Genomic DNA, 24,400 nt, shown 5'->3' with positions numbered 1-24,400 from the left:
TCCGCCCTCAGGGCAGCGGCACGTCCGCGTGCCGCTGCACCCACGCGTGCATGGCGATGGCCGCCGCAGCGCCCGCGTTGATCGACCGCGTGGAGCCGAACTGCGCGATCGAGCAGACCATCGCCGCGTGTTCGCGCGCCTCCCGCGTCAGCCCCGGTCCCTCCTGGCCGAAGAGCAGCACACAGCGGCGCGGCAGCTCGGTCCGCTCCAGCGGCACGGCGCCCGGCAGGTTGTCGATACCGATGATCGGCAGGTCTTCCGAGGCCGCCCATGCGGTCAGGGACGCCGTGTCCGGGTGGTGGCGCACATGCTGGTACCGGTCGGTGACCATGGCCCCGCGCCGGTTCCAGCGCCGGCGGCCCACGATGTGGATCTCGTTCGCGAGGAAGGCGTTCGCGGTACGCACCACGGACCCGATGTTGAAGTCATGGCCCCAGTTCTCGACGGCCACATGGAAGCCGTGCCTCCGGGTGTCCAGATCGGCGACGATCGCCTCACGCGTCCAGTACCGGTACCGGTCGACGACGTTGCGGCGGTCGCCCTCGGCCAGGAGCTTCGGGTCGTACCGCTCGTCCTGCGGCCACGGCAGGGGGTGCGGTCCCACGCCGACCTCGGGGCCGTAGCCCTCGTCGTACTGCATCGGTTCCTCGGTGGTGCTCACCCGACGAGCGTACGGGGCACCTCGCCGCTCTCCCGTTCCGGCTGCCCCTGGGCCGGCTTCCGCGAGAACACCCGGTCCCGCGCCCGGGCCGCCCGCGCACCGAGCCACACCAGGAACGCGGTCGGCAGGAAGACGGCGTCGGCGGCGATCATGGCGAGCGAGAAGACCGGCAGCCCGAGCAGCACGGCGATGCCCGCGTGCTCCAGCATCATGGCGACCAGCAGGACGTTCTTGACCCGCCGGTTGAAGAGGGTGAACGGGAACGCGACCTGGACGGCGACCGTGGCGTAGGTGAGCACCAGCATCAGCAGACCACTGGTGGCCAGCGCGTCGGACAGGGCCGGCCACGGCGTGAAGTAGTCGAGCTTGAGCGGGTAGTACAGGGCCGTCCCGTCCTGCCAGCGCGTGCCCTGGATCTTGTACCAGCCGGCGGTCGCGTAGATCAGACAGACCTCGGCCATGATCACGACGAGAGCGCAGTTGTGGACGACGTTGGCCAGGACGTCGAGCAGCAGGCGCGGCTGGCTTCGGGGGGCCTCCCGGGAGAGCAGCCACCACAGCCCCTGGGCCGCCCACAGCAGCCAGAACAGCCAGAGCACCCGGCCGGGCCCGTTGAGGAAGGTACCGACGAGCAGCCCGGCTCCGAGCACCGCCCACATCAGGGGTCCGACGCGGTCCCGAGGGGGCACGCCGGGCAGTGCGCGCGCCGCGCGGCGGGCGTCGAGCGACCAGACCTGGGCGCAGCGCGTGAAGACGAGGTAGATCGCCATCAGGTGGACGACATTGTCGCCGCCGTCGCCGACGAAGATCGAGCGGTTCTGCAGGGACAGCACGCCGAACATGAACAGCGCGGACGCGGCGCGGGTGCGCCAGCCGAGTATGAGCAGCAGGCTCGCGACCATGGACAGGCCGTAGACGGTCTCGAACCACAGGCCGCTGTCCGACCACAGCAGGCCGGTGAAGGCGTTGTTGTTGGCGACCAGCTCCCGGCCCATGTCCCAGCTCCAGGGGCCGCCGGGCCCGTAGAGCTGATGACGGTTCGGCAGCTCGACCAGCAGGAACAGCAGCCAGGTGGTGCCGAACCCGATCCGGACGATCGCGGTCTGGTAGGGCCCGAAGGCCGTCGCCGTGACGCGCCGGACGATGCGGGCCGCGCCGCGCTCCACAGTGGTGGTGCTCACCTGCCCGCCGCCTTCTCGCCGTTGTCGACACCGGCGGGCAGATCGGCCGGAGTGATCGTCCACCACGGCATGACCCGGTGGACGGGCCGGGTGTCGGTCCTCTCGCCGCTCCACGCGGGCGCTTCGATCGCACGGGTCGACGACCTGAGCTGGACGCGCTGGACGGGTCCTCCCAGGTCCATGCCGTCCAGCCGCAGCATCACGATGCGGCGCATGTACCGCTCGGAGAGCCTGCCGCGCAGGCCGTCGGGGCGGGCCTCGTTGTCGTGGGAGCCGAGGAAGAAGTCCCAGCCGCGGCGGAGCTGGTTCTGGTCGATGTGGCTGGGGACGAGGCTGCCGCGGATGGCCTCACCGTCCTGTGCGGACAGATCGAGCCATTCACTGGTCCGGCGACTGCCGTCTTCGGCGGTGTACTCGGCCCGCACCTGCACGGCGATGTTCTGCTGAAGCGGATTGGGGGCGAAAAGCTTCCAGTTCTGTTCGAACTCGGGGTAGACCCATATCTGGACCGCCTCACCATGGCTCTTCGTGACCGTGTTGGAGGGGGCGACGTGGAGGAAGACCATGGTCAGGTGGACGCACGCGACGGCGGCGACGAGCGCGAGGAAGACGGCTGCAGTGACCTGGTACGGAAGGGACAGCGCGGCGATGCCGCGGTCGGAAGGTTCCGGGCCGCTCGGGGCGACGCCCGCCTCGGCCGGACCGACCGGGGGCGGGCCGGGCGGGGGGACCTTGACCGGTATCGCGTCCTTGACCGGTATCGCGTCCCCTTCCGGCGACCGCGGCGCGGGCGGCCTGGAGCCGAGGCTCCCACCCGTGCCGTCCCTGTGCTCGAAGGACTCCATCCCCGCCCCGATCCCCTGTTGTACGCCTCGGTTATCCACAGGCTTGACACCATAAGGGCCGTCGACTCACCATTGAAGTCGATGAACCGAACGATCGGTCGGTAGGGGGCCCGGATGACGACAGTGACACCGGAGGCGTACGAGGCGGCGTTCGACGCCGCCGTGGCCGCCGATGAGCGCATCGAGCCGCGCGACTGGATGCCGGACGCGTACCGGGCCTCGCTCGTCCGCCAGATGGCCCAGCACGCGCACTCGGAAATCATCGGCATGCAGCCGGAGGCCAACTGGATCACGCGGGCGCCCTCGCTGCGCCGCAAGGCGATCCTGATGGCCAAGGTCCAGGACGAGGCCGGTCACGGCCTCTACCTCTACAGCGCCGCCGAGACCCTGGGCACCAGCCGCGACGAGCTGCTCGACAAGCTCCACGCCGGCCGCCAGAAGTACTCGTCGATCTTCAACTACCCGACCCTGACCTGGGCGGACGTCGGCGCCATCGGCTGGCTCGTCGACGGCGCCGCGATCACCAACCAGGTCCCCCTCTGCCGCTGCTCCTACGGTCCGTACGCCCGCGCGATGGTCCGTATCTGCAAGGAGGAGTCCTTCCACCAGCGCCAGGGCTACGAGCTGCTGCTCACCCTCTCCCAGGGCACGCCGGAGCAGCACGCGATGGCACAGGACGCCGTAAACCGCTGGTGGTGGCCCTCGCTGATGATGTTCGGCCCGCCGGACGACGCCTCCGCGCACTCGGCCCAGTCCATGGCCTGGAAGATCAAGCGGCATTCGAACGACGAGCTGCGTCAGCGCTTCGTCGACATCTGCGTCCCGCAGGCCGAGGCGCTCGGCCTGACGCTCCCCGACCCGGACCTCCGGTGGAACGAGGAGCGGGGCCACTACGACTTCGGCGCGATCGACTGGTCCGAGTTCCAGGAAGTCCTCAAGGGCAACGGGCCGTGCAACGAACAGCGGATCAGCCAGCGCCGCCGGGCGCACGAGGCGGGCGCGTGGGTCCGCGAAGCGGCCGCGGCGTACGCCGACAAGCACAGACCAGCAGCACCGCACACCGAGTCCGGGGAGGCGACCGCATGAGCAGCTCGACCGAATGGCCGCTGTGGGAGGTCTTCGTGCGCTCGCGCCGCGGCCTGTCCCACACGCACGCGGGCAGCCTCCACGCCCCGGACGCCGACATGGCCCTGAGGAACGCGCGCGACCTCTACACCCGGCGCAGCGAGGGCGTCTCGATCTGGGTGGTGCCCTCCGCCGCGATCACCGCCTCCTCGCCGGACGAGAAGGACCCGTTCTTCGACCCGGCCGCCGACAAGCCGTACCGCCACCCGACCTTCTACGAGATCCCCGAAGGAGTGAAGCACCTGTGAGCAGCACGCCCGTGCACACCGCGGCCCTGGCGCTCGGCGACGACGCGCTGGTGCTCTCGCACCGGCTGGGGGAGTGGGCCGGACACGCTCCCGTCCTCGAGGAGGAGGTGGCCCTCGCCAACATCGCCCTCGACCTGCTGGGCCAGGCCAGGGTGCTGCTCTCGCTCGTCGGTGACGAGGACGAGCTCGCGTACCTGCGCGAGGAGCGCGAGTTCCGCAATCTCCAGCTGGTCGAGCAGCCGAACGGCGACTTCGCCCACACCATGGCCCGCCAGCTCTACTTCTCCGGCTACCAGGGCATGCTCTACGAGACCCTCGCCGCCGGTGACGGCCCCTTCTCCGGACTCGCGGCGAAGGCGGTCAAGGAGGTCGCGTACCACCGCGACCACGCCGAGCACTGGGTCGCGCGGCTGGGTGACGGGACCGCGGAGAGCCATGAGCGCATGCAGGCGGCGTGCGAGGCGCTGTGGCGGTTCACCGGCGAGATGTTCCAGCCGGTCGAGGGCGTGGACGTCGAGTGGGAGGCGCTGGAGTCGGCCTGGCTGGAGTACGTCACCGGCGTGCTGAAGCAGGCGACGCTGACCGTCCCGGACGGGCCGCGCAAGGGCGCTTGGTCGGCCGGGGCAGGGCGCCAGGGCCTGCACACGGAGCCGTTCGGCCGGATGCTCGCCGAGATGCAGCATCTGCGCCGGAGTCATCCGGGGGCGTCATGGTGACCGGGACACAGGAGCCGCCCGCCGGTGACACGGCGCTGGAGGCGGAGCTGCGCAGACTGGCCGGGTCCGTTCCCGACCCCGAGCTGCCGGTGCTGACCCTGGAGGAGCTGGGAGTGCTCCGCGGGGTCCACCTGGTCGGCCCCGACCGTGTCGAGGTCGAGCTGACCCCGACGTACACGGGCTGCCCGGCCGTCGAGGCGATGGCCGCGGACATCGAGCGAGTGCTGCACGACCACGGGATGGCGGACGTCTCGGTCGTCAAGGTGCTCTCCCCCGCCTGGTCCACGGACGACATCAGTGAGGAAGGGCGGCGCAAGCTCCGCGAGTTCGGCATAGCGCCGCCGCGCCCCCACCGTGCCGAGGGACCGGTGCAGCTGACGCTCGCCGTGCTCTGCCCGCACTGCGGGTCGACCGAGACCGAGCTGCTCAGCCGGTTCTCCTCGACGGCGTGCAAGGCCCTGCGCCGCTGCGTCTCCTGCCGCGAACCTTTCGACCACTTCAAGGAGCTGTAGATGTTCCATCCGCTCCGGGTCGGCGCCGTCGAGCAGCTCACCGACGACTCGGTGGCCGTCACCTTCGAGGTGCCGCCCGAGCTGCACGAGACCTTCCGCCACACCCCGGGCCAGCATCTGGCCGTGCGCCGGGTCGTGGACGGCGAGGAGATCCGTCGCACGTACTCGATCTGCTCCCCGGCCGTCCCCGCCGGCGGCGTCCCCGTCCTGCGCGTGGGCATCCGCCTGGTCGACGGCGGCGAGTTCTCGACGTACGCCCTCAAGGAGCTGGCCGTCGGCGACGTCGTCGAGGTCATGCCTCCGATGGGCCGGTTCCTCCTGCCGCCCCGCCCCGGGCACTTCGCCGCGGTGGTCGGCGGCAGCGGCATCACGCCGGTCCTGTCCATGGCCGCGACTCTGCTCGCCGAGGAGCCGGACGCCCGGTTCTGTCTGATCCGCAGCGACCGCACGGCGGCGTCGACGATGTTCCTGGAGGAGGTCGCCGACCTCAAGGACCGCTTCCCGGACCGCTTCCACCTGGTCACCGTGCTGTCCCGGGAGGAGCAGCAGTCGGGACTGCCGTCCGGTCGGCTGGACCGGGAGCGGCTGACGGCCCTCCTGCCGGCGCTGCTTCCGGTGGCGGACGTGGACGGCTGGTTCCTGTGCGGGCCCTTCGGACTCGTGCGGGGAGCCGAGCAGGCCCTCCGCGGACTCGGAGTGGACCGCGGGCGCATCCATCAGGAGATCTTCCACGTGGACGACGGCTCGGCCCCGGTCGCCGCTCCGGTGGTGGCTCCCGCCCATGCGTCCCTGACGGCGACGCTCGACGGCCGGTCCGGTACATGGCCGGTGCAGGAAGGGGAGTCGCTGCTGGAAACCGTGCTGCGCAGTCGTGCGGACGCTCCATACGCCTGCAAGGGCGGCGTCTGCGGCACCTGCCGCGCCTTCCTGGTCTCCGGAGACGTCCGCATGGACCGCAACTTCGCGCTGGAGCCGGAGGAGACCGAGGCGGGCTACGTCCTCGCGTGCCAGTCCCATCCGGCCACAGCGGAGGTGGAGTTGGACTTCGACCGCTGACGCGGTCCGTCCCGACCTGCCCCGAAAATCGCCCCTACCCGCATTCCGCCCCGCACGCGCTGTGTTCATTTCCGGCACCGTGCCCTATCTTGACGATCCGTCAGATTTGGCCTCCACCGGTGCCGTTGTGCTGGTGCGTGCGGGAGGACGGGACAGTGGACTTCACCTTCACCGAGGAGCAGCAAGCGGCCGTGGAGGCCGCCCAGGCCGTCTTTGCGGACGTGGCGCCTGATGCGGTGCCCAGCCCGGCACTGACGCCGGGCGCGGTGGCCGATGACGTCGACCGCGCCTTGTGGGCCGGCCTCGCGCGTGCGGACCTGCTCGGCCTGGTCCTGCCGACGGACCACGGCGGAGCGGGCCTGGACCCGATCGCCCTGTGCCTGGTGCTGCGCGAGGCCGGGAAGGTGCTGGCCAGGGTGCCCCTGCTGGAGACAAGCGCGGTCGCCATGGCGGTGGCCCGGCACGGCAGCCCCGCTCTGCGCGCCGAGATCCTCCCCCGGGTCGTCCGCGGTGAGCTGATCCTGACGGCGGGGGCGAACGGCCGCACCGGCCACGATCCCGCCGAGCTCGCCGTGGCCGCGCGCCGGGCGGATGGGTCGGACGGCGGATGGGTCCTCGACGGGGTGCAGACCGGCGTGCCCTGGGCCCAGTGCGCGGACCGGATCGCCGTGCCCGCGCACACCGACGACGGGCGTGCCCTGTTCGCCCTGGTCCCCCAGGACGCCGCTGGGCTCGCGCTCGCGGAGCAGATCTCCACCAACGGCGAGCTGTTCGCCGAGGTCACCCTGGACTCCGTCCGGGTGGACGACTCCGCCGTCGTCGACGCGGACGGCTCGTGGGAATGGCTGCACCGGCTCCTGGCGACCGGCACGTGCGCGCTGGCGCTGGGCCTCGGCGAAGCGGTGCTCACGATGACGAGCCGCTACACGGCGAAGCGCGAACAGTTCGGCTTTGCCTTGGCGACGTTCCAGGCGGTCGCCGTCCAGGCGGCCGACCGCTACATCGACCTGCGCGCCATGGAGGCCACCCTGTGGCAGGCCGCCTGGCGCCTGACGGAGCCGGGGGAGACCGGTGCGTCCGGCACGGCGTCCGCCGTCGCTCTGCCCGTCGCGGCCGACGTGTCGGTCGCAAAGATCTGGGCGTCCGAAGGGGTGCGCCGGGTGGTGCAGACAGCCCAGCATCTGCACGGTGGCTTCGGCGCGGACACCGACTATCCGCTCCACCGCTTCCATGCCTGGGCCAAGCAGCTGGAACTCTCCCTCGGCCCGGCCGCCGCCCACGAAGAGGCCCTCGGCGATCTGCTCGCCGCCCATCCGCTCGGCTAGCGGCTCGCGCTGGAGGCCACGTCCCGTCCCAGGACCGACCGCCCGGGCCGTCGGCTGCCGGCCGCAGCCGGTCGTCCGCCGCAGCCGGAGCCGGATCGCCGGTGCGGGCGCCGCCGCTGACCCGGTGCCGCCCGCCCGGCCAGGATCAGAGCACGAAGGCCGGGGCCCCGCCCTCGGCCACCATCGGGCGGCCCGCGCCGTCCCAGGCGAGCATGCCGCCGTCGATGTTCACCGCGTCGATGCCCTGCTGCACCAGGTACTGGGTCACCTGCGCGGAACGCCCGCCCACCCGGCACATCACATAGGCGCGACGTCCGTCCGCCACCGCCTCGGTCACCTCACCGAAGCGGGCGACGAAGTCGCTCATCGGGACGTGCAGCGCCCCCTCGACGTGACCGGCCGCCCACTCGTCGGCCTCACGGACGTCCAGCACCAGACCGTCGGCCGGTACCGCCGCGGCTTCCACGGAGGGCAGCGGGGCGAAGTTCATGGGGCAATGCCTTCTCTCGTACGTACACGGCGGCGGGGGGGGCCGCCTGCGGGCCTCGCAAAAACCTACTCCACCAGGCCGGCCAGTTCCTTCTCTCGCTCGGCGACCTGCGCGAGCAACTGCTCGGCGATCTCGTCGAGCAGCGCGTCCGGATCGTCGGGCGCCATCCGCAGCATCGCGCCGATGGCGCTCTCCTCGAGCTCCTTGGCGACCGTGGTGAGCAGTTCCTTGCGCTGCGAGAGCCACTCCAGCCGGGCGTAGAGCTCCTCGCTCTCGCTGAGCTGCGGCTCAGGCGCCACCGGACCGGCCTCCCACTCCTCGGCCAGCTCCCTCAGCCGGGCCTCGTCACCGAGGCCGTAGGCGGCGTTCACCCGGGCGATGAACTCGTCGCGCCGGGCCCGCTCCGTCTCGTCCTGTGCCAGGTCGGGATGCGCCTTGCGCGCGAGCTCCCGGTAGAGCTTGCGGGCCTCTTCACTGGGCCGCACCCGCTTGGGGGCGCGCACCGGCTGCTCGGTGAGCATCGCGGCGGCCTCGGGGGACAGGCCGTCGCTGTCCACCCAGCCGTGGAACAGCTCGTCGACGCCGGGCATCGGCATCACCATGGCCCGGGCCTCCTGCGCCTTGCGCAGGTCCTCCGGGTCGCCGCTGCGTGCCGCCCGGGCCTCGGCGATCCGGGCGTCCAGCTCGTCCAGCCGTGCGTACATCGGTCCGAGCTTCTGGTGGTGCAGCCGGGAGAAGTTCTCCACTTCCACCCGGAACGTCTCCAGCGCGATCTCGAACTCGATCAGCGCCTGCTCGGCCACACGCACCGCTTGCGCGAGCCGGGCCTCGGGCCTCGGCTGTGCGTCCTGGTGCGCGTCGCGCTCTTCGTCGTTCCGGGTGGTCGGTCCCCCGGCGGCTTCCTGGGTCACCCGTCCAGACTACGGGCGCGGCGGGCCGCCCGGTCACACCCCCAGCTCGGCGGCTATGCGCCCGCTCTTGATCGCGGCCAGCAGATCCGCATGGTCCGCCTCGGTCCTGTCCGCGTAGGTGACGGCGAAGGACGCGACGGCCTCGTCGAACTCCTCGCTCTTGCCGCAGTAGCCGGCCAGGAGCCGCGGATCGGCACTGTGGGCGTGCGCCCGCGCCAGCAGCGCGCCGGTCATCCGTCCGTAGTCGTCGACCTGGTCGGGCGCCAGAGCGGCGGGATCCACGCTGCCCTTGCGGTTCCTGAACTGCCGCACCTGGAACGGCCGTCCGTCCACCGTCGTCCAGCCGAGCAGGATGTCGCTGACCACCTGCATCCGCTTCTGACCGAGCACCACGCGCCGTCCCTCGTGCTCCACCTGCCGCACCGGGAAGCCGGCGGCGCGCAGATGCGGCTCCAGCGCCGAGGCCCGTGCCTCCTTCACCTGCAGCACCAGCGCGTCGCCCCGGTGATCGAGCAGCAGCACCACGTACGACCGTGTGCCGACGCTTCCGGTGCCCACCACGCGGAAGGCGACGTCGTGGATCGCGTACCGCGCGAGCAGCGGCAGCCGGTCCTCGGAGACCGTGGCCAGGTACGGGCCGAGGGACGCGGCGACCATCGACGCCTCTTCGTCCGGCACTCGCCGCAGGACCGGCGGCGCGTCCACGAAGCGGCGGCCGGCCTCGCCGCCCTCGCCCGTCGTCACCGGCTCCGTGGACCTCGCGGCGAAGCGGGCGCTGGTGTTGTTGCGGGCCTTCTCGGCGACACGCTCCAGGGTGCCGAGCAGATCCCGCGCGTCCGTGTGCGAGACGAGCTCCTCGTCGGCGATGGCGTTCCACGCGTCCAGCGCCGGCAGCTTCGCCAGCAGCCTCATGGTGCGGCGGTAGGCGCCCACGGCGTCGAAGGCAGCCGCCCTGCAGACGTCCTCGTCCGCCCCCGCCACCCGACCGGCCAGCACCAGCGACACCGCCAGCCGCTTGACGTCCCATTCCCAGGGGCCGACGACGGTCTCGTCGAAGTCGTTGAGGTCGATGACCAGGCGGCCGCGGGCGTCCCCGTAGAGGCCGAAGTTCGCGGCGTGCGCGTCGCCGCAGATCTGGGCGCCGATCCCGGTCACGGGGGTGCCCACCAGGTCGTGCGCCATCAGTCCGGCCGAGCCCCGCAGGAAGGCGAACGGCGAGGCCGCCATCCTCCCCACCCGTATCGGGGTCAGCTCGGGCACGCGGCCCCGGCTGGACTCCTCCACCGCCCGCGTGGCATCGGGCCGCCCGGTCGTGAGGACGAGCGAATCGTGCCCGGACCGCGGCACCCGCGCCCGCAACGCCTTGCCCAGGTCCTTCGGCGAACCTCCGGCCGCCGTGCCCTTCGTCACCCTGCGGGGAGCGAATCCGGGCACTTCCGGGATGCGCTCACCTGCCCCTCCGCCCGCCACGCCGCTCCCCGGCCGCTGCGGCGGCACCAACATCTCGGCCTCGTCCATGCCGCGGCCTCCCCCGGCGTCGTACGCCCTCAACATCAACTGCCAAGACCGTACCGCCGGGCCACAACAGCCGTCTGCCCCTGTGGAAAACCCTGTCCGCCGCTCTTCGGTCGCCCATGTGGCCACCGCCACAGAGCCCGTCATGTCCCGCCACCAGGCCACCTTCGGCCCGTGATGTTCCACGTGAAACATCGAGCCGCCGCACCCCCGCCCATACACCCCGGCCGCCCGCAGAGGCCGGGCCGACAACGGGCACAACGAGAAACGGGCCCCCACCGGGACTTTCGTCCGGTGGAGACCCGTCTCCATGGTTGGTGCGCGAGGGGGGAGTTGAACCCCCACGCCCTTGCGGGCACTGGAACCTGAATCCAGCGCGTCTGCCTATTCCGCCACCCGCGCATTGGGTGTTGTCGTCGGGCGCTTCACCGTTCCGGTGCTGCCCCCTGGCGACATGCAGAAGATTAGCACGCTGCACAGGGTGGATTCACATCCGTTGTTTCGGGGCCCCTCGGAACGAACAGGGAACGGGGCAAGGGAGCGGGAACGACGAGCGGCCTGCCCCCACTCCTCCTTGATGTACCCAGGGTGCGGGACACTGTTCTCAGGCCGCCTCTACGATCCGTGTGAGAGGTGACACTCATCGACGGGGCAGACAAGGGGAACCAGCCGATTTCCCGACGCGTGGATACGATCTGTAAGCAGTACCAGGGCGACAACGACGGAGGAGGTGCCCCATGGGAGTCCTGAAGCGTTTCGAGCAGCGTCTCGAAGGCCTGGTCAACGGCACCTTCGCCAAGGTGTTCAAGTCCGAGGTCCAGCCCGTCGAGATCGCGGGCGCCCTCCAGCGCGAGTGCGACAACAACGCGACGATCTGGAACCGCGAGCGGACGGTCGTCCCCAACGACTTCATCGTCGAGCTCAGCGCGCCCGACTTCGAGCGCCTGAGCCCGTACTCGGGCCAGCTCGGCGACGAGCTGTCCGGCCTCGTCCGCGACTACGCCAAGCAGCAGCGCTACACCTTCATGGGCCCGATCAAGGTCCATCTGGAGAAGGCGGACGACCTCGACACCGGTCTGTACCGCGTGCGCAGCCGCACTCTGGCGTCGAGTACGTCACAAAACGCCGGCGCACCCGCCGCTCCGCAGGGCACACCCCGCGGCGGCTACGGCTACCCTCCCCCTGCCTACGGCGGGGGGACCCCCATCGCCGGCGCACCGCCCATGCCGGCCGCGCCGCCGCCCGGCATGCCCGGCGACCGGCGCCCCGGCCCCGCGGCCGGCCAGCGCGTGCCCGGCCCGGGCGCCCTGCCGAACGCACAGGTACGCCGCTGGATCGAGATCAATGGCACCCGCCATCAGATCTCCCGCCCGACGCTGGTGCTGGGTCGCAGCACCGACGCCGATGTGCGGATCGACGACCCCGGCGTATCGCGCCGGCACTGTGAGATCCGGACCGGAACGCCCTCGACGATCCAGGATCTCGGGTCCACCAACGGCATCGTGGTGGACGGGCAGCACACCACCCGCGCTACGCTCCGCGACGGCTCGCGGATCGTCGTGGGCAGCACCACCATCGTTTACCGGCAAGCCGAAGGGTGAAGCGGGGGCAATGTCAGAGCTGACCCTGACGGTCATGCGGCTAGGTTTCCTGGCCGTTCTTTGGCTGTTCGTCATCGTGGCCGTTCAGGTCATCCGCAGCGACCTGTTCGGGACGCGCGTCACGCAGCGCGGCTCGCGCCGCACGGCGGACGCCCGTCCCCAGCAGGCGCGTCAGGCCGCTGCCCCGCAGCAGCAGCAGCGCCAGCAGGCGGGCGGCCGCCAGCGCAGGGGGGCGCCCACGAAGCTCGTCGTCTCGGAGGGCAGCCTCACGGGCACCACGGTCGCCCTCCAGGGCCAGACGATCACCCTGGGCCGCGCGCACGACTCCACCATCGTGCTGGACGACGACTACGCCTCCAGCCGGCATGCCAGGATCTACCCCGATCGAGACGGCCAGTGGATCGTCGAGGATCTCGGGTCCACCAACGGCACCTATCTCGACCGGACCCGGCTCACCACCCCGACACCGATTCCGCTGGGCGCGCCGATCCGCATCGGCAAGACCGTCATCGAGCTGCGGAAGTAGTACGACAATGAGCGAGCGGAGCGAGCGAGTCGCAGCGGTCCCCACGGGGGACCGGCACGGACTCCCGACCGGAGGGTGGGCAGTGTGGCTCGAGACCGGCTGGCGCGACAGTCAAGCGGCGAGCCGACGGGCGAGGTGCGCATGAGTCTTTCTCTGCGTTTCGCCGCGGGATCGCACAAGGGCATGATCCGCGAAGGCAACGAGGACTCCGGTTACGCCGGCCCGCGCCTGCTCGCCATCGCCGACGGCATGGGCGGCCAGGCCGCCGGCGAGGTCGCCTCCTCCGAGGTCATCTCCACGCTCGTCACGCTCGACGACGACGTTCCCGGCTCCGACATCCTCACCTCGCTCGGCAGCGCCGTGCAGCGCGCGAACGACCAGCTCCGGATGATGGTCGAGGAGGACCCCCAGCTCGAGGGCATGGGCACCACGCTCACCGCGCTCCTGTGGACCGGTCAGCGCCTCGGCCTCGTCCACGTCGGCGACTCGCGCGCGTACCTGCTGCGCGACGGCGTGCTGACCCAGATCACGCAGGACCACACCTGGGTGCAGCGGCTCGTCGACGAGGGCCGCATCACCGAGGAGGAAGCCACCACCCACCCGCAGCGCTCCCTGCTGATGCGCGCGCTGGGCAGCGGCGACCATGTCGAGCCCGACCTCTCCATCCGCGAGGTCCGCGCCGGCGACCGCTACCTGATCTGCTCCGACGGCCTCTCCGGCGTCGTCTCCCACCAGACGATGGAGGAGACGCTCGCCAGCTACCAGGGCCCGCAGGAGACCGTGCAGGACCTGATCCAGCTCGCCCTGCGAGGCGGCGGTCCCGACAACATCACCTGCATCGTCGCGGACGTCCTCGACACCGACTCCGGGGACACGCTGGCCGGACGTCTGAGCGACACCCCGGTCGTCGTCGGCGCGGTCGCCGAGAACCAGCACCAGCTGAACGACGGCGGCGCCATGCAGACCCCGGCCGGCCGCGCGGCGGGCCTCGGCCGCCCCTCGGCGGCGCAGGCTCCCAGCGGCAGCTTCGGCCCGCCCGGATCCGGCGACGGGTACGGCGGCATGCCGCCGGAGGGCTCCTTCGGGTCCTACACCGACGACGACTTCGTCAAAGGGCGCGGCGGCCGCAAGTGGCTGAAGCGGTCGTTCTTCGTCGCCCTCGCCCTCGCGGTCGTGGGCGGCGGACTGTACGGCGGCTACCGCTGGACCCAGACCCAGTACTACGTCGGCTCGAAGGACGAGCACGTCGCGCTCTACCGGGGCATCAGCCAGGACCTCGCCTGGGTCTCGCTCTCGGATGTGGAGAAGGACCACCCCGAGATCGAACTCAAGTACCTACCGCCCTACCAGCGCAAGCAGGTGGAGGCGACGATCACCGAGGACAGCCTCGACAAGGCCAGAGCCAAGGTCGACGAGCTCGCCCGCCAGGCAACCGCCTGCAAGAAGGACGAGCAGCGCCGCGAGGCGGCCGACCGCGCCAGCACCCCACCGCCCGGTGAGGGCGAGGGCGAGGCCGACGGAGCCGCCGGGACGCCCACCACGCAGACGTCCAAGACCAAGCCGAACGCAGCCGCTCCCTCTCCGGGTCCCACCCTCTCGGAGGAGGAGCAGAAGCTGGCCTCGAACTGCGGCAAGCAGTAACAGGGCCGTAGGGGGCCTTCTCCACCATGAGCGTTGTCACCAACACGACCACGATCGGCGCGATCGACGCACCGAGCCGACGGAACACCGAGCTGATGCTGCTCGGGTTCGCCGTCGCGATTCCGGTGTTCGCCTACCTCAACGCCGGGCTCGCTCTCGACGGCGAGGTGCCCACGGGCATGCTCGGCTACGGGCTCGGCCTCGGTCTGCTCGCAGGCGTCGCCCACCTCGTGGTGCGCAAGTTCGCCAAGTACGCGGACCCGCTGCTGCTGCCGCTGGCGACGCTGCTGAACGGACTCGGCCTGGTGCTGATCTGGCGCCTCGACCAGTCACCGCGGCTTCAGGCACGTGCCGACTTCTCCGCACAGGCCACCAACCAGCTGATGTACTCGGCTCTCGGTGTCGCTCTGTTCGTCGGTGTGCTGCTGATGCTGAAGGACCACCGCATCCTTCAGCGCTACACCTACATCTCGATGGCGGCGGCACTCGTTCTGCTGTTGCTTCCGCTCGTTCCGGGCCTCGGCGCGAACGTCTTCGGCGCCAAGATCTGGATCCGCGTCGGCGGCTTCTCGATCCAGCCCGGCGAGTTCGCGAAGATCGTCATCGCGGTCTTCTTCTCCGGCTACCTCATGGTGAAACGGGATGCGCTGGCGCTGGCCAGCCGCCGTTTCATGGGGCTCTACCTGCCGCGCGGGCGCGACCTCGGACCGATCCTGACGATCTGGGCCATGAGCCTGCTGGTGCTGGTCTTCGAGAACGACCTCGGTACCTCGCTGCTGTTCTTCGGCATGTTCGTGATCATGCTGTACGTCGCCACCGAGCGGACCAGCTGGATCGTCATGGGTCTGCTGATGTCCGCGGGCGGTGCGGTCGTCGTCTCGCAGTTCGCGAGCCACGTCCAGTCCCGTGTGGCCGCATGGCTCGACCCCTTCGGGTGTCTGGAGACCGCACCCGCGGGCACCAACATGGCCTACGCCTGTGACCAGATGACACAGGTCCTGATGTCCTTCGGCGCCGGCGGAACACTCGGCACCGGTCTGGGGCAGGGCGACTCCGACCTCATCGGCTTCGCCGCCAACTCCGACTTCATCTTCGCCACCGTCGGTGAGGAACTCGGGCTCGCCGGCGCCATGGCCTTCCTCCTGCTGTACGGCCTGCTCATCGAGCGGGGTGTCCGCACGGCGCTCGCCGCCCGGGACCCGTTCGGCAAGCTGTTCGCGATCGGCCTGTCCGGCGCCTTCGCGCTCCAGGTGTTCGTCGTCGCCGGCGGTGTGATGGGCCTCATCCCGCTGACCGGTATGACCCTGCCGTTCCTCGCCGCCGGCGGTTCCTCCGTGATCGCCAACTGGGCCCTGATCGGCATCCTGATCCGGATCAGCGACACGGCGCGCCGCCCCGCGCCCGCGCCCGCCCCGTCCCCCGACGCCGAGATGACCCAGGTGGTCCGACCGTGAACAAGCCCCTGCGCCGGATCGCGATCTTCTGCGGGCTGCTCGTCCTCGCCCTGCTCATCCGGGACAACTGGCTCCAGTACGTCCGGGCCGACGAGCTCAACACGCACAAGCTCAACCGCCGTGTCCAGATCGAGCGCTACGCCCACGAGCGCGGCAACATCATCGTCGACGGGAAGGCCGTCACCGGCTCCGTCGAGACGGACGACACCGACTTCACGTACAAGCGGACCTACGTCAACGGCCCCATGTGGGCGCCGGTGACCGGGTACGCCTCGCAGGCGTACGACGCCAACCAGCTCGAGAAGCTCCAGGACGGCATTCTCAGCGGCAACTCCGACCAGCTCTTCTTCGACCGGACCATGTCGATGTTCACCGGTGACAAGAAGAAGGGCGGCAACGTCGTCACCACCCTCAACGGCAAGGCCCAGGAGGCCGCCTTCAAGGGGCTCGGTGACAAGAAGGGCGCCGTCGCCGCCATCGACCCGAGGACCGGCAAGATCCTCGCCCTCGCCTCCACGCCGTCCTACGACCCCTCCTCCTTCGCCGGCTACTCGGCCAAGGACGAGAAGGCGTGGATCGCCCTGGAGAAGGACAAGGACAAGCCGAAGCTCAACCGCGCGCTCCGCGAGACCTACCCGCCCGGCTCCACGTTCAAGGTGGTCACGGCCGCCGCGGCCCTCGAGTACGGCAAGATCGACGACATCGACGCCGCGACCGATACCCCGGAGCCGTACATCCTGCCCGGCACCCGCACGCCGATGGAGAACCACGCCAGCGGCTGCGAGAACGCCAGCCTGAACGAGGCGATGCGCGTCTCCTGCAACTCGGTCTTCGCCAAGCTCGGCGACGACGTGAGCCGCGACAAGATGGTCGAGATGGCGGAGAGGTTCGGCTTCAACAACCCGGAGATCGACACCCCGGTCCGCGCCGCCGCCTCCGTCTACGACAAGAACATGAGCCGGGACGGGAACGCGCAGTCCTCCATCGGCCAGTTCAACACCGCGGCCACCCCGCTCCAGATGGCCATGGTCACGGCGGCCATCGCCAACGACGGCCGGCTGATGAAGCCATACATGATCGACAAGCTCGAGTCGCCCACCCTGGACGTCATCCAGGCGAACGAGCCGGAGGAGATGAGCCGCCCGATCTCCGCGAAGAACGCCCAGCTTCTCCAGCAGATGATGGAGAACGTCGTCGAGAACGGCACCGGCAACAACGCGCGGATCAGCGGCGTCAAGGTCGGAGGCAAGACCGGTACCGCCCAGCACGGCGAGAACAACAGCAAGAACCCCTACGCCTGGTTCATCTCGTACGCCAAGGACGACAACGGGTCCCCCGTCGCCGTCGCTGTCGTCGTCGAGGACAGCAACGCCCGCCGCGACGACATCTCGGGTGGCGGCCTCGCCGCCCCCATCGCCAAGGCCGTGATGAAGGCGGTGCTCGACGAACAGGAGTGACGAGGATCACTCCCGACCCGCATACCTGCACATTGCGATACCGGTCGGGTATCAGCTGCCGCTACCGGGCGGATCAAGCAGTACGTGCCCGGTAGCGTATGCGCGAACAGCACACCGGCGGACCACACACGGGTGCGGTCGGGACTGACGGAGAGGGCTGGAAGGTTATGGAAGAGCCGCGTCGCCTCGGCGGCCGGTACGAACTGGGCTCGGTGCTCGGCCGTGGTGGCATGGCCGAGGTCTACCTCGCCCACGACACCCGGCTCGGCCGCACCGTCGCCGTGAAGACGCTGCGGGCCGACCTGGCCCGCGATCCGTCCTTCCAGGCCCGGTTCCGCCGTGAGGCCCAGTCGGCCGCCTCGCTCAACCACCCGGCGATCGTCGCTGTCTACGACACCGGCGAGGACATGGTGTACGACGGCGCCCCCGGCGGGGGCGCGGGGGTCTCGATCCCGTACATCGTCATGGAGTACGTCGACGGGTCGACCCTGCGTGAGCTGCTCCACTCGGGCCGCAAGCTGCTGCCCGAGCGCACGCTGGAGATGACGATCGGCATCCTCCAGGCGCTGGAGTACTCGCACCGCAACGGCATCGTCCACCGCGACATCAAGCCGGCGAACGTCATGCTGACGCGCACCGGCCAGGTCAAGGTCATGGACTTCGGCATCGCCCGCGCCATGGGTGACTCCGGCATGACCATGACGCAGACCGCGGCGGTCATCGGCACCGCGCAGTACCTCTCCCCGGAGCAGGCGAAGGGCGAGCAGGTCGACGCCCGCTCCGACCTGTACTCCACCGGCTGCCTCCTCTACGAGCTCCTGACCGTGCGTCCGCCGTTCGTGGGCGACTCCCCGGTGGCCGTGGCGTACCAGCACGTACGGGAAGAGCCGCAGCCGCCCAGCAACTTCGACCCCGAGATCACGCCCGAGATGGACGCGATCGTGTTGAAGGCCCTGGTCAAGGACCCGGACTACCGCTACCAGTCCGCCGACGAGATGCGCGCCGACATCGAGGCCTGCCTCGACGGCCAGCCGGTCGCGGCGACGGCCGCGATGGGCGCGGTCGGCTACGGCGGCGGCTACGGCCCCGACGACCAGCCGACCACGGCGCTGCGCCAGGCCGACCCGGCCGGCCAGACCTCGATGCTCCCGCCGCTGAACGCCGACGACGGCGGCTACGGCGGATACGACGACCGCCCGGACCGCCGACGCCAGAAGAAGTCGAACACCTCCACGATCCTGCTGGTCATCGCCGGCATCCTCGTCCTGATCGGCGCGGTGCTCATCGGCCGGTCGGTCTTCGGCGACAGCGGCGGCGGCAACAACGTGCCGGTGCCCCAGCTGGTGGGCATGACCTTGAAGGAAGCGGAGAAGCGCGCCGAGAACGCCAAGGTCGAGGTCCAGCAGTCCGGCACCGAGCGCTGCGACCAGCCCAAGGGCAGGATCTGCAACCAGGACCCGGAAACCGGCGAGATCCCCGAGGGCAGCACGATCAACGTGGTCGTGTCGGAGGGCGCGCCCAAGGTCAGGGTTCCCGACGTCACCGACAAGGACGTCGACTCGGCGACCGAACTCCTCGAGGAGGACGGCTTCACGGTCGACGTCAAGGAGGTGGAGTCCGCCGAGGAGGACCCGGGCACGGTCCTCGAGCAGGACCCGCCGGGCCGGACCATGGTCGAGAAGGGCACCGAGGTCACGCTGACGGTGGCCAAGCAGGCCAAGCGGGACCTGCCGGACGTGGTGGGCCAGCAGTTCGAGACGGCGAAGAGCCAGCTGGAGATCCTCGAGTTCGAGGTGGTGCGGGTCGACGTCGACTCGGACCAGCCGGCGAACCAGGTCGTCGGCCAGAACCCGCCGGCCGGCAAGGTCGCCAAGGGCTCCAAGGTCACCCTCCAGGTCTCCAAGGGGCCGCAGCAGACGCAGGTCCCGGTGCCCTCGGAGATCCTGGGCAAGCGGGTGGCCGAGGCCAAGCAGATCCTGGCGCAGGCCGGCTTCACGAACGTCGCCATCGCCCCCGGCAACCCGCAGGACGACAACGCCCTCGTGACCGGCTCCAACCCGTCGCCCGGCACCCCCGCAGACCCGAGCCAGCAGATCGTCCTCGCGACGTTCGGCGGTGGCGGCGACAACGGTGGCAACAACGGCGGCAACAACGGCGGCGGCTTCATCGGCGGCGTCGGCGACGACTGAGGTCCTTCACGGCACGGGAAAGCCCCGGCACCCCTGAGGGGTGCCGGGGCTTTCCCGTGCCGTGAAGGGCTCTAGCGCAGCTCGGCCGGAGGCGTCCGCTGTGCGTCCACCTTCTGCGTGCGCTCCAGCTCGCCCCACACGATGTACCGGTAGTCCGACGTGTAGACCGGCGTGCACGTCGTCAGCGTGATGTAGCGGCCGGGCTTCTTCCTGCCCGACTCCTCAGGGACCGGCCGCAGCACGTCCACGTTGTACTTCGAGGTCTTCGGGAGCGTTTTGTAGACCTTGTAGACGTACCAGGTGTCCTTCGTCTCGAAGACGATCGGGTCGCCCTCGCGCAGCTTGTGGATGTTGTGGAACTTGGCGCCGTGGCCGTCCCGGTGCGCGGCCAGGGTGAAGTTGCCCTTGTCGTCCCACGGGAGCGCGGACTTGATCGGGTCGGTGTAGTAGCCGGCGATCCCGTCGTTGAGGGCCTTGGCGTCCGTGCCCTTCTTCACCAGCACCTCGCCGTTCTTCATGGCGGGTACGTGCAGAAAGCCGATGCCGTCCTTGGTGTCCAGCTCACCGGGACCGCTGCTCGCCCACCCGTCGCGCATCCGGTCGCTCTGTTCGGAGGCCTCCCGGTCGGCGAGGACGTTCGTCCACCACAGCGAGTAGGCGACGAAGAGCCCCAGCACCACGCCCGCGGTGATCAGCAGCTCCCCGAAGACACTGATGGCGCCGGCGATCCGGCTTCGTGCACGTGCCACTGCACCTGTTCCTGTCTTGAAGTGTCTGGGCCGACGTCATCAGCCGACGAGTGCGTCGGGTTTTCCCTTGCTGCGCGGCCGTTCCTCGACCATCTTGCCCCACACGATCATGCGGTAGGTACTGGTGAACTCCGGCGTGCAGGTCGTCAGCGTGATGTACCGGCCGGGCCGCGTGAAACCGGAGCCGGGCGGCACGGGACCGATCACGCTCACGTTCGACGGCGAGGTCTGCGGCAGGATGCTCGCCATCTCGTACGTGTAGTAGGTGTCCTGCGTCTCGACGACGATCGGGTCGCCGGGCTCCAGGTGGTTGATGTAGCGGAACGGTTCCCCGTGGGTGTTGCGGTGGCCGGCGACCGCGAAGTTGCCCTGCTTGTCGTGGGGCATCGCGGTCTTGAGCTTGCCCTCGCTGTAGTGGCCCACCATGCCGCGGTCCAGGACGCCGTTCTTGTCGATGCCCTCGGCGATGGGGACCACGACGTCCAGCCTCGGGATGTACATGATGGCGAAGCCCTGGCCCGGTTCGAAGGCATCGGGCTTGCGGCCCTTGGACCAGTCGTCCTGGATCTTGGTCGCCGCCTTGTCGGCCTGCTGCCCCGCCAGCACGTTCGTCCACCACAGCTGATAGGTGACGAACAGCAGCATCAGCACGCCGAAGGTGATGAAAAGCTCGCCGATGGCGCGGCTGGCGATGACGGCCGGACTGTCCTTCGCCGCCTTGGCTGCCCGTCTCGCCTCGACCCGCGACATCGGTTTCGTGGGCCCGGCGGGCTTCTCGGCGGCCGCTGGGGCGGGCCGCCTGCGGCCCCTGCCCTTCGCCGCCCGGCGACGATCGGCCCGGCCGGAGCGCGGAGGCATCTCGGCCGCGCGGCGCGTGTCGGACGTGCGCAGCGCCATAGTCTCGTCGTCGGTCACCGGGGCGGTGGCGGAGACGGCGGGCCCGTGGTCCGCGGCCGGAGTCTCAGGGGCCCGGGTCTCGGGGGCCCGGGTCTCGGGGGCCCGGGTCTCGAACACGGCGGTCTCCGCCGGGGCCTGCTCGGTCTCGAACGGCTCCGTGTGCGGCGCGGCCTGCTGGGCCTCGGGCACCGTCGGATGCGGCGGGACCGGGGCGTGCGACGGCGACCGTACCCCGGCCGTCTCCGGCTCCCCTACGGGCTCCGGGCCGTACCAGTCCTGGCGGTAGCCCTCGCGGTCGTACCAGTCGACCGGCTCCCCTGCCGCCCGCGGCTCCGGGTACGGCAGGGCCTGGCTCTCCTGCCCCGCGGGGACGGTCGGCACGCGGAACCAGGGGGAGGCGTGCTCGCCCGGGGGCAGGGGATCCGTCAGGGGGTCGTAGCCGGGCCCTGCCTCGCCCCCGTACTGCCGCCCGTCATCCGGCTCGTGCTCGTGCCCGGGGCGCACGGCGCTCACGCCAGTGCCTTGCCCACCACCGGTGCGAGCCCTGCCGAACGCCCGACGGCTCCGGCGTCGCCGCACTGCACCAGCCAGTTGGCGAGCATGAGATGGCCGTGCTCGGTCAGGACGGACTCGGGGTGGAACTGCACGCCCTCGACGGGCAGTTCACGGTGGCGCAGTCCCATGATGATGCCGTCGGCCGTACGGGCGGTCACCTCGAGCTCGGCCGGCAGGTCGGCGGGCTCGGCGGCCAGCGAGTGGTAGCGCGTCGCCGTGAAGGGCGACGGCAGCCCGGAGAAGACGCCCTTGCCCTCGTGGGTGACCAGCGAGGTCTTGCCGTGCAACAGTTCGGGCGCGCGGTCGACCACGCCTCCGTAGGCCACCGCCATCGACTGCATGCCCAGGCAGACGCCGAAGACGGGCACGCCCGTGGCCGCGCAGTGGCGGACCATGTCGATGCAGACACCGGCCTGTTCGGGTGCGCCCGGGCCGGGGGAGAGCAGCACGCCGTCGAAGCCGTCCTGCGCGTGCTCCAGGGACACCTCGTCGTTGCGCACCACTTCGCACTCGGCGCCGAGCTGGTAGAGGTACTGGACGAGGTTGAAGACGAAGCTGTCGTAGTTGTCGACGACGAGGATGCGTGTGCTCATCGGGCCGCTCCCTCTCCGTCGACCGTCACGTCGTTGAACGGGAGCAGCGGCTCCGCCCACGGGAAGACGTACTGGAACAGTACGTAGACGACCGCCAGGACCAGCACGAGCGAGATGAGCGCCCGCACCCATAGGTTCCCCGGCAGATGCCGCCAGATCCAGCCGTACATGCCGTCCCTTTCCGTTCGGTACGGCACCAGACTAAAGGGCGGCGCGGGCCTCGGGGGTCAGCTGTGGAAAGCCCGCGGTTTGCCGTCGGTCACAGGCTGCGTCGCATCGAGGTGCGCCCAGACGACGAGCCGGTGGCTGCTGCCCCACTCCGGTTCGCACGTGGTCAGCGTCAGATAGCGGCCCGGTCCCTCGAATCCGGCGGCGCCGGCCTCGACCGGATCCGGCACGGGCGCGATGACGCCGATGTCGGTGGGCAGCGTGCGGTAGGGGGCCTTCACGATCCGGTAGGTGAACCAGGTCGTCCCGTCCGTCAGCACGACGGCGTCCCCCGCGCGCAGCCGCGGGAAGTCCTTGAAGGGGTCGCCGTACGTGCGGCGGTGGCCGGCGACCGCGAAGTTGCCCGTCTCGCCCAGGGCGGCGGTCCCCGCGTAGTGCCCGAGCCCCTTCTTGAGGACCCCCGTGCCGGTGCCCTCGAGGACCGGCCAGTCCCAGTCCTTCCCGAAGCGCGGGACGTACATGACCGCGAAAGGCTTCCCGGGCTCGTACTCCTCGGGGGCGGCCGGCCTCGTGCGGTCGGGCGCGGGTGTCGCCACCGGGGCCCCGGTCCAGCTGTCCCGCAGCCGGTCGATCTCGCCTTCCGTCGCACCCTCGGCCTCGACACCGGTCCAGAACATCACGTAGACGACGAACAGCACGATCAACGTGCCCGCGGTGATGCACAGTTCGCTGAAGGTCCGTACGAGCAGCCGCACCCTCACGTGCACCCCCAGGCTCCACCGACCGGCGGCGCCCTCCGGACGGCCTGAGCGCTACCCGGCGGGCTTCGCGTAGTGGAGATCCACTGTGCCCGAGTAGCCCGGAAGAGTCACCCGCTCGTCCTCGTCCACTTTCCAGCCGAGGCCGTAGGCCTCCACGTACAGCTGGTAGTTCTGGATCGCGGGTGACTTCGCGAGCGCCTTCTTGAGTGCCTCCTGGTCACCGACAGCGGTGATCTTGTAGGGCGGGGAGTAGACGCGCCCCTGGAGGATCAGCGTGTTGCCCACGCACCGTACGGCGCTGGTGGAGATCAGCCGCTGGTCCATGACCCGGATGCCCTGGGCCCCGCCCTGCCACAGCGTGTTGACCACGGCCTGCAGGTCCTGCTGGTGGATGACCAGGTCGTTGGCCTGGGGCTCGGGGTAGCCGGGAGCGGCCTGTGCGTTCGGCGGGGCGTCGTCGAGCGTGACGGTCACGGCCTTGCCGCTCAGCTTCTCGGTGCCCGCGGACTCCTCCAGGGCGTTGAGCCTGGCGTCCTCCGCCTGGGTCGAGCCGTCGTCGCGCTGGGCGAGGGCGTCGACGTCGTCGCGTACGGCCGCGGTGGACTCCTCGAGGTCGCCGTTGACGGCGCTGCGCTGTTTGATCAGGTCGGAGAGCTTCAGCAGGGAGTCGTCGGTGCGCAGATCCGTGCCCTTGGCGGTGTTGAAGCTCGTGACGAAGATCAGACCGGCGAGGGCGAAAACGGCAGCCGTGAGCAGCCGGACGGGCCGCCACCTCGTGCGGCGAACCGCCCCTTGCGGGGAGTCGGCAGAATTGCGCAACGTACCCTTATCTCCTTCGGCACCGCGGAAGCACTACGCTAACGGACGCCCGGGGGAGCCGATGGTCCCCCTCGCGCCGGCCCCGGCGCCAGCCACAGTTACCTGCGCGGTCACGCAAGCGCATCGACAGGAGAGTCCCTCGTGCCGAAGTCACGTATCCGCAAGAAGGCCGACTTCACGCCGCCGCCGGCCTCGAAGCAGGCCACGAACATCAAGCTGACCAGCCGCAGCTGGGTCGCGCCGGTGATGCTCGCGCTGTTCCTGATCGGTCTCGCCTGGATCGTTCTCTTCTACGTGACCGAGGGCGACCTGCCGATCAAGAGCTTCGGCAACTGGAACATCGTCGCGGGCTTCGGCTTCATCGCCGCGGGCTTCGGTGTCTCCACGCAGTGGAAGTAGCTTCCG

Annotated in this window: 25 protein-coding genes and 1 tRNA gene; 13 read left to right on the top strand and 13 right to left on the bottom strand. The window is 70.4% G+C overall.

The window, feature by feature from the left end; all coding sequences use genetic code 11:
* Positions 1-7: 7 nt before the first annotated feature.
* From ACWD0A_RS02505 to ACWD0A_RS02495, 3 genes are read right to left on the bottom strand one after another with little or no spacing between them, the layout of a single operon-like run.
* Positions 8-640 carry a TrmH family RNA methyltransferase gene (locus ACWD0A_RS02505; RefSeq protein WP_451294045.1) on the bottom strand — a complete coding sequence of 211 codons (633 nt, stop codon included), beginning with the start codon at positions 638-640 and terminating at the stop codon, positions 8-10.
* A 17-nt stretch (positions 641-657) separates the two neighbouring features.
* A complete protein-coding gene (locus tag ACWD0A_RS02500) occupies positions 658-1,842 on the bottom strand; it encodes an HTTM domain-containing protein (RefSeq protein ID WP_451293829.1) in 1,185 nt (394 codons plus the stop codon).
* Positions 1,839-2,687 carry a DUF5819 family protein gene (locus ACWD0A_RS02495; RefSeq protein WP_451293827.1) on the bottom strand — a complete coding sequence of 283 codons (849 nt, stop codon included), beginning with the start codon at positions 2,685-2,687 and terminating at the stop codon, positions 1,839-1,841. The genes ACWD0A_RS02500 and ACWD0A_RS02495 overlap by 4 nt, the downstream gene beginning before the upstream one ends.
* A 114-nt stretch (positions 2,688-2,801) precedes the next feature.
* Between ACWD0A_RS02495 and paaA the strand changes: the two genes are divergently transcribed.
* From paaA to ACWD0A_RS02465, 6 genes are all read left to right on the top strand, one after another.
* Positions 2,802-3,773, top strand: coding sequence for a 1,2-phenylacetyl-CoA epoxidase subunit PaaA (gene paaA, locus ACWD0A_RS02490; protein ID WP_451293825.1), 972 nt, complete (start codon positions 2,802-2,804; stop codon positions 3,771-3,773).
* The gene (gene paaB / locus ACWD0A_RS02485; RefSeq protein WP_365994931.1) at positions 3,770-4,060 is read left to right on the top strand and encodes a 1,2-phenylacetyl-CoA epoxidase subunit PaaB; all 291 of its coding nucleotides are present in this window, start codon (positions 3,770-3,772) and stop codon (positions 4,058-4,060) included. The genes paaA and paaB overlap by 4 nt, the downstream gene beginning before the upstream one ends.
* Positions 4,057-4,776, top strand: a complete 720-nt coding sequence (gene paaC / locus ACWD0A_RS02480) for a 1,2-phenylacetyl-CoA epoxidase subunit PaaC (RefSeq protein ID WP_451293822.1) — start codon at positions 4,057-4,059, stop codon at positions 4,774-4,776. Before paaB ends, paaC begins: the two co-directional genes overlap by 4 nt.
* Positions 4,770-5,288, top strand: coding sequence for a 1,2-phenylacetyl-CoA epoxidase subunit PaaD (paaD, locus tag ACWD0A_RS02475; protein ID WP_451293820.1), 519 nt, complete (start codon positions 4,770-4,772; stop codon positions 5,286-5,288). The genes paaC and paaD overlap by 7 nt, the downstream gene beginning before the upstream one ends.
* Positions 5,289-6,344 (top strand): 2Fe-2S iron-sulfur cluster-binding protein, encoded by a 1,056-nt coding sequence (locus tag ACWD0A_RS02470; RefSeq protein ID WP_451293818.1) that lies wholly within the window; start codon positions 5,289-5,291, stop codon positions 6,342-6,344.
* 155 nt (positions 6,345-6,499) lie between these two features.
* Positions 6,500-7,669: an acyl-CoA dehydrogenase family protein gene (locus tag ACWD0A_RS02465; protein WP_451293816.1), complete on the top strand. Its 1,170-nt coding sequence runs from the start codon at positions 6,500-6,502 to the stop codon at positions 7,667-7,669.
* A gap of 145 nt (positions 7,670-7,814) precedes the next feature.
* Here the strand turns inward: ACWD0A_RS02465 and ACWD0A_RS02460 are convergent, their stop codons facing one another.
* The 4 genes from ACWD0A_RS02460 to ACWD0A_RS02445 form a co-directional block, all read right to left on the bottom strand.
* Entirely contained in the window at positions 7,815-8,159 is a 345-nt protein-coding gene (locus ACWD0A_RS02460; protein ID WP_451293814.1) for a rhodanese-like domain-containing protein, read from the bottom strand.
* A gap of 65 nt (positions 8,160-8,224) precedes the next feature.
* Positions 8,225-9,070: a hypothetical protein gene (locus tag ACWD0A_RS02455; RefSeq protein WP_451293812.1), complete on the bottom strand. Its 846-nt coding sequence runs from the start codon at positions 9,068-9,070 to the stop codon at positions 8,225-8,227.
* 33 nt (positions 9,071-9,103) lie between these two features.
* Positions 9,104-10,588: a DUF2252 domain-containing protein gene (locus ACWD0A_RS02450; protein WP_451293810.1), complete on the bottom strand. Its 1,485-nt coding sequence runs from the start codon at positions 10,586-10,588 to the stop codon at positions 9,104-9,106.
* A 312-nt stretch (positions 10,589-10,900) separates the two neighbouring features.
* Positions 10,901-10,987 (bottom strand) — tRNA-Leu (locus tag ACWD0A_RS02445).
* A gap of 335 nt (positions 10,988-11,322) precedes the next feature.
* On the opposite strand from ACWD0A_RS02445, the gene ACWD0A_RS02440 reads away from it, so the two are divergent.
* From ACWD0A_RS02440 to pknB, 6 genes are all read left to right on the top strand, one after another.
* Positions 11,323-12,186 carry an FhaA domain-containing protein gene (locus tag ACWD0A_RS02440; RefSeq protein ID WP_451293808.1) on the top strand — a complete coding sequence of 288 codons (864 nt, stop codon included), beginning with the start codon at positions 11,323-11,325 and terminating at the stop codon, positions 12,184-12,186.
* A 10-nt stretch (positions 12,187-12,196) separates the two neighbouring features.
* A complete protein-coding gene (locus tag ACWD0A_RS02435) occupies positions 12,197-12,712 on the top strand; it encodes an FHA domain-containing protein FhaB/FipA (RefSeq protein ID WP_177149348.1) in 516 nt (171 codons plus the stop codon).
* A gap of 141 nt (positions 12,713-12,853) precedes the next feature.
* A complete protein-coding gene (locus tag ACWD0A_RS02430; RefSeq protein ID WP_451293806.1) occupies positions 12,854-14,353 on the top strand; it encodes a Stp1/IreP family PP2C-type Ser/Thr phosphatase in 1,500 nt (499 codons plus the stop codon).
* Positions 14,354-14,379: 26 nt separating this feature from the next.
* The gene (locus ACWD0A_RS02425; protein WP_451293804.1) at positions 14,380-15,807 is read left to right on the top strand and encodes an FtsW/RodA/SpoVE family cell cycle protein; all 1,428 of its coding nucleotides are present in this window, start codon (positions 14,380-14,382) and stop codon (positions 15,805-15,807) included.
* Positions 15,804-17,264, top strand: coding sequence for a peptidoglycan D,D-transpeptidase FtsI family protein (locus ACWD0A_RS02420; protein ID WP_451293802.1), 1,461 nt, complete (start codon positions 15,804-15,806; stop codon positions 17,262-17,264). The genes ACWD0A_RS02425 and ACWD0A_RS02420 overlap by 4 nt, the downstream gene beginning before the upstream one ends.
* A 167-nt stretch (positions 17,265-17,431) precedes the next feature.
* Positions 17,432-19,453, top strand: a complete 2,022-nt coding sequence (gene pknB / locus ACWD0A_RS02415) for a Stk1 family PASTA domain-containing Ser/Thr kinase (protein ID WP_451293800.1) — start codon at positions 17,432-17,434, stop codon at positions 19,451-19,453.
* Between the two features lie 71 nt (positions 19,454-19,524).
* On the opposite strand, the gene ACWD0A_RS02410 is transcribed toward pknB, so the two are convergent.
* The 6 genes from ACWD0A_RS02410 to ACWD0A_RS02385 are packed head-to-tail and all read right to left on the bottom strand — an operon-like array spanning position 19,525 to position 23,995.
* Positions 19,525-20,202, bottom strand: coding sequence for a class E sortase (locus ACWD0A_RS02410; RefSeq protein WP_451293798.1), 678 nt, complete (start codon positions 20,200-20,202; stop codon positions 19,525-19,527).
* 39 nt (positions 20,203-20,241) lie between these two features.
* Complete coding sequence (locus ACWD0A_RS02405; RefSeq protein WP_451293796.1) at positions 20,242-21,612, bottom strand: class E sortase; 1,371 nt, start codon at positions 21,610-21,612, stop codon at positions 20,242-20,244.
* Positions 21,609-22,247 carry an aminodeoxychorismate/anthranilate synthase component II gene (locus ACWD0A_RS02400; RefSeq protein ID WP_177149341.1) on the bottom strand — a complete coding sequence of 213 codons (639 nt, stop codon included), beginning with the start codon at positions 22,245-22,247 and terminating at the stop codon, positions 21,609-21,611. The genes ACWD0A_RS02405 and ACWD0A_RS02400 overlap by 4 nt, the downstream gene beginning before the upstream one ends.
* The gene (locus tag ACWD0A_RS02395; protein WP_451293793.1) at positions 22,244-22,417 is read right to left on the bottom strand and encodes a hypothetical protein; all 174 of its coding nucleotides are present in this window, start codon (positions 22,415-22,417) and stop codon (positions 22,244-22,246) included. Before ACWD0A_RS02395 ends, ACWD0A_RS02400 begins: the two co-directional genes overlap by 4 nt.
* 57 nt (positions 22,418-22,474) lie before the next feature.
* Positions 22,475-23,176, bottom strand: coding sequence for a class E sortase (locus tag ACWD0A_RS02390; protein WP_451294043.1), 702 nt, complete (start codon positions 23,174-23,176; stop codon positions 22,475-22,477).
* A 51-nt stretch (positions 23,177-23,227) separates the two neighbouring features.
* The gene (locus tag ACWD0A_RS02385) at positions 23,228-23,995 is read right to left on the bottom strand and encodes a DUF881 domain-containing protein (protein ID WP_451293791.1); all 768 of its coding nucleotides are present in this window, start codon (positions 23,993-23,995) and stop codon (positions 23,228-23,230) included.
* A 141-nt stretch (positions 23,996-24,136) separates the two neighbouring features.
* Between ACWD0A_RS02385 and crgA the strand changes: the two genes are divergently transcribed.
* Positions 24,137-24,394, top strand: a complete 258-nt coding sequence (crgA, locus tag ACWD0A_RS02380) for a cell division protein CrgA (protein ID WP_177149338.1) — start codon at positions 24,137-24,139, stop codon at positions 24,392-24,394.
* Positions 24,395-24,400 lie beyond the last annotated feature (6 nt).

The sequence above is a fragment of the Streptomyces sp. NPDC002867 genome (genome assembly GCF_053591895.1).
The sequence above is the reverse complement of the archived record's forward strand: the minus strand, read 5'-3'. Positions and strand labels throughout refer to the sequence as shown.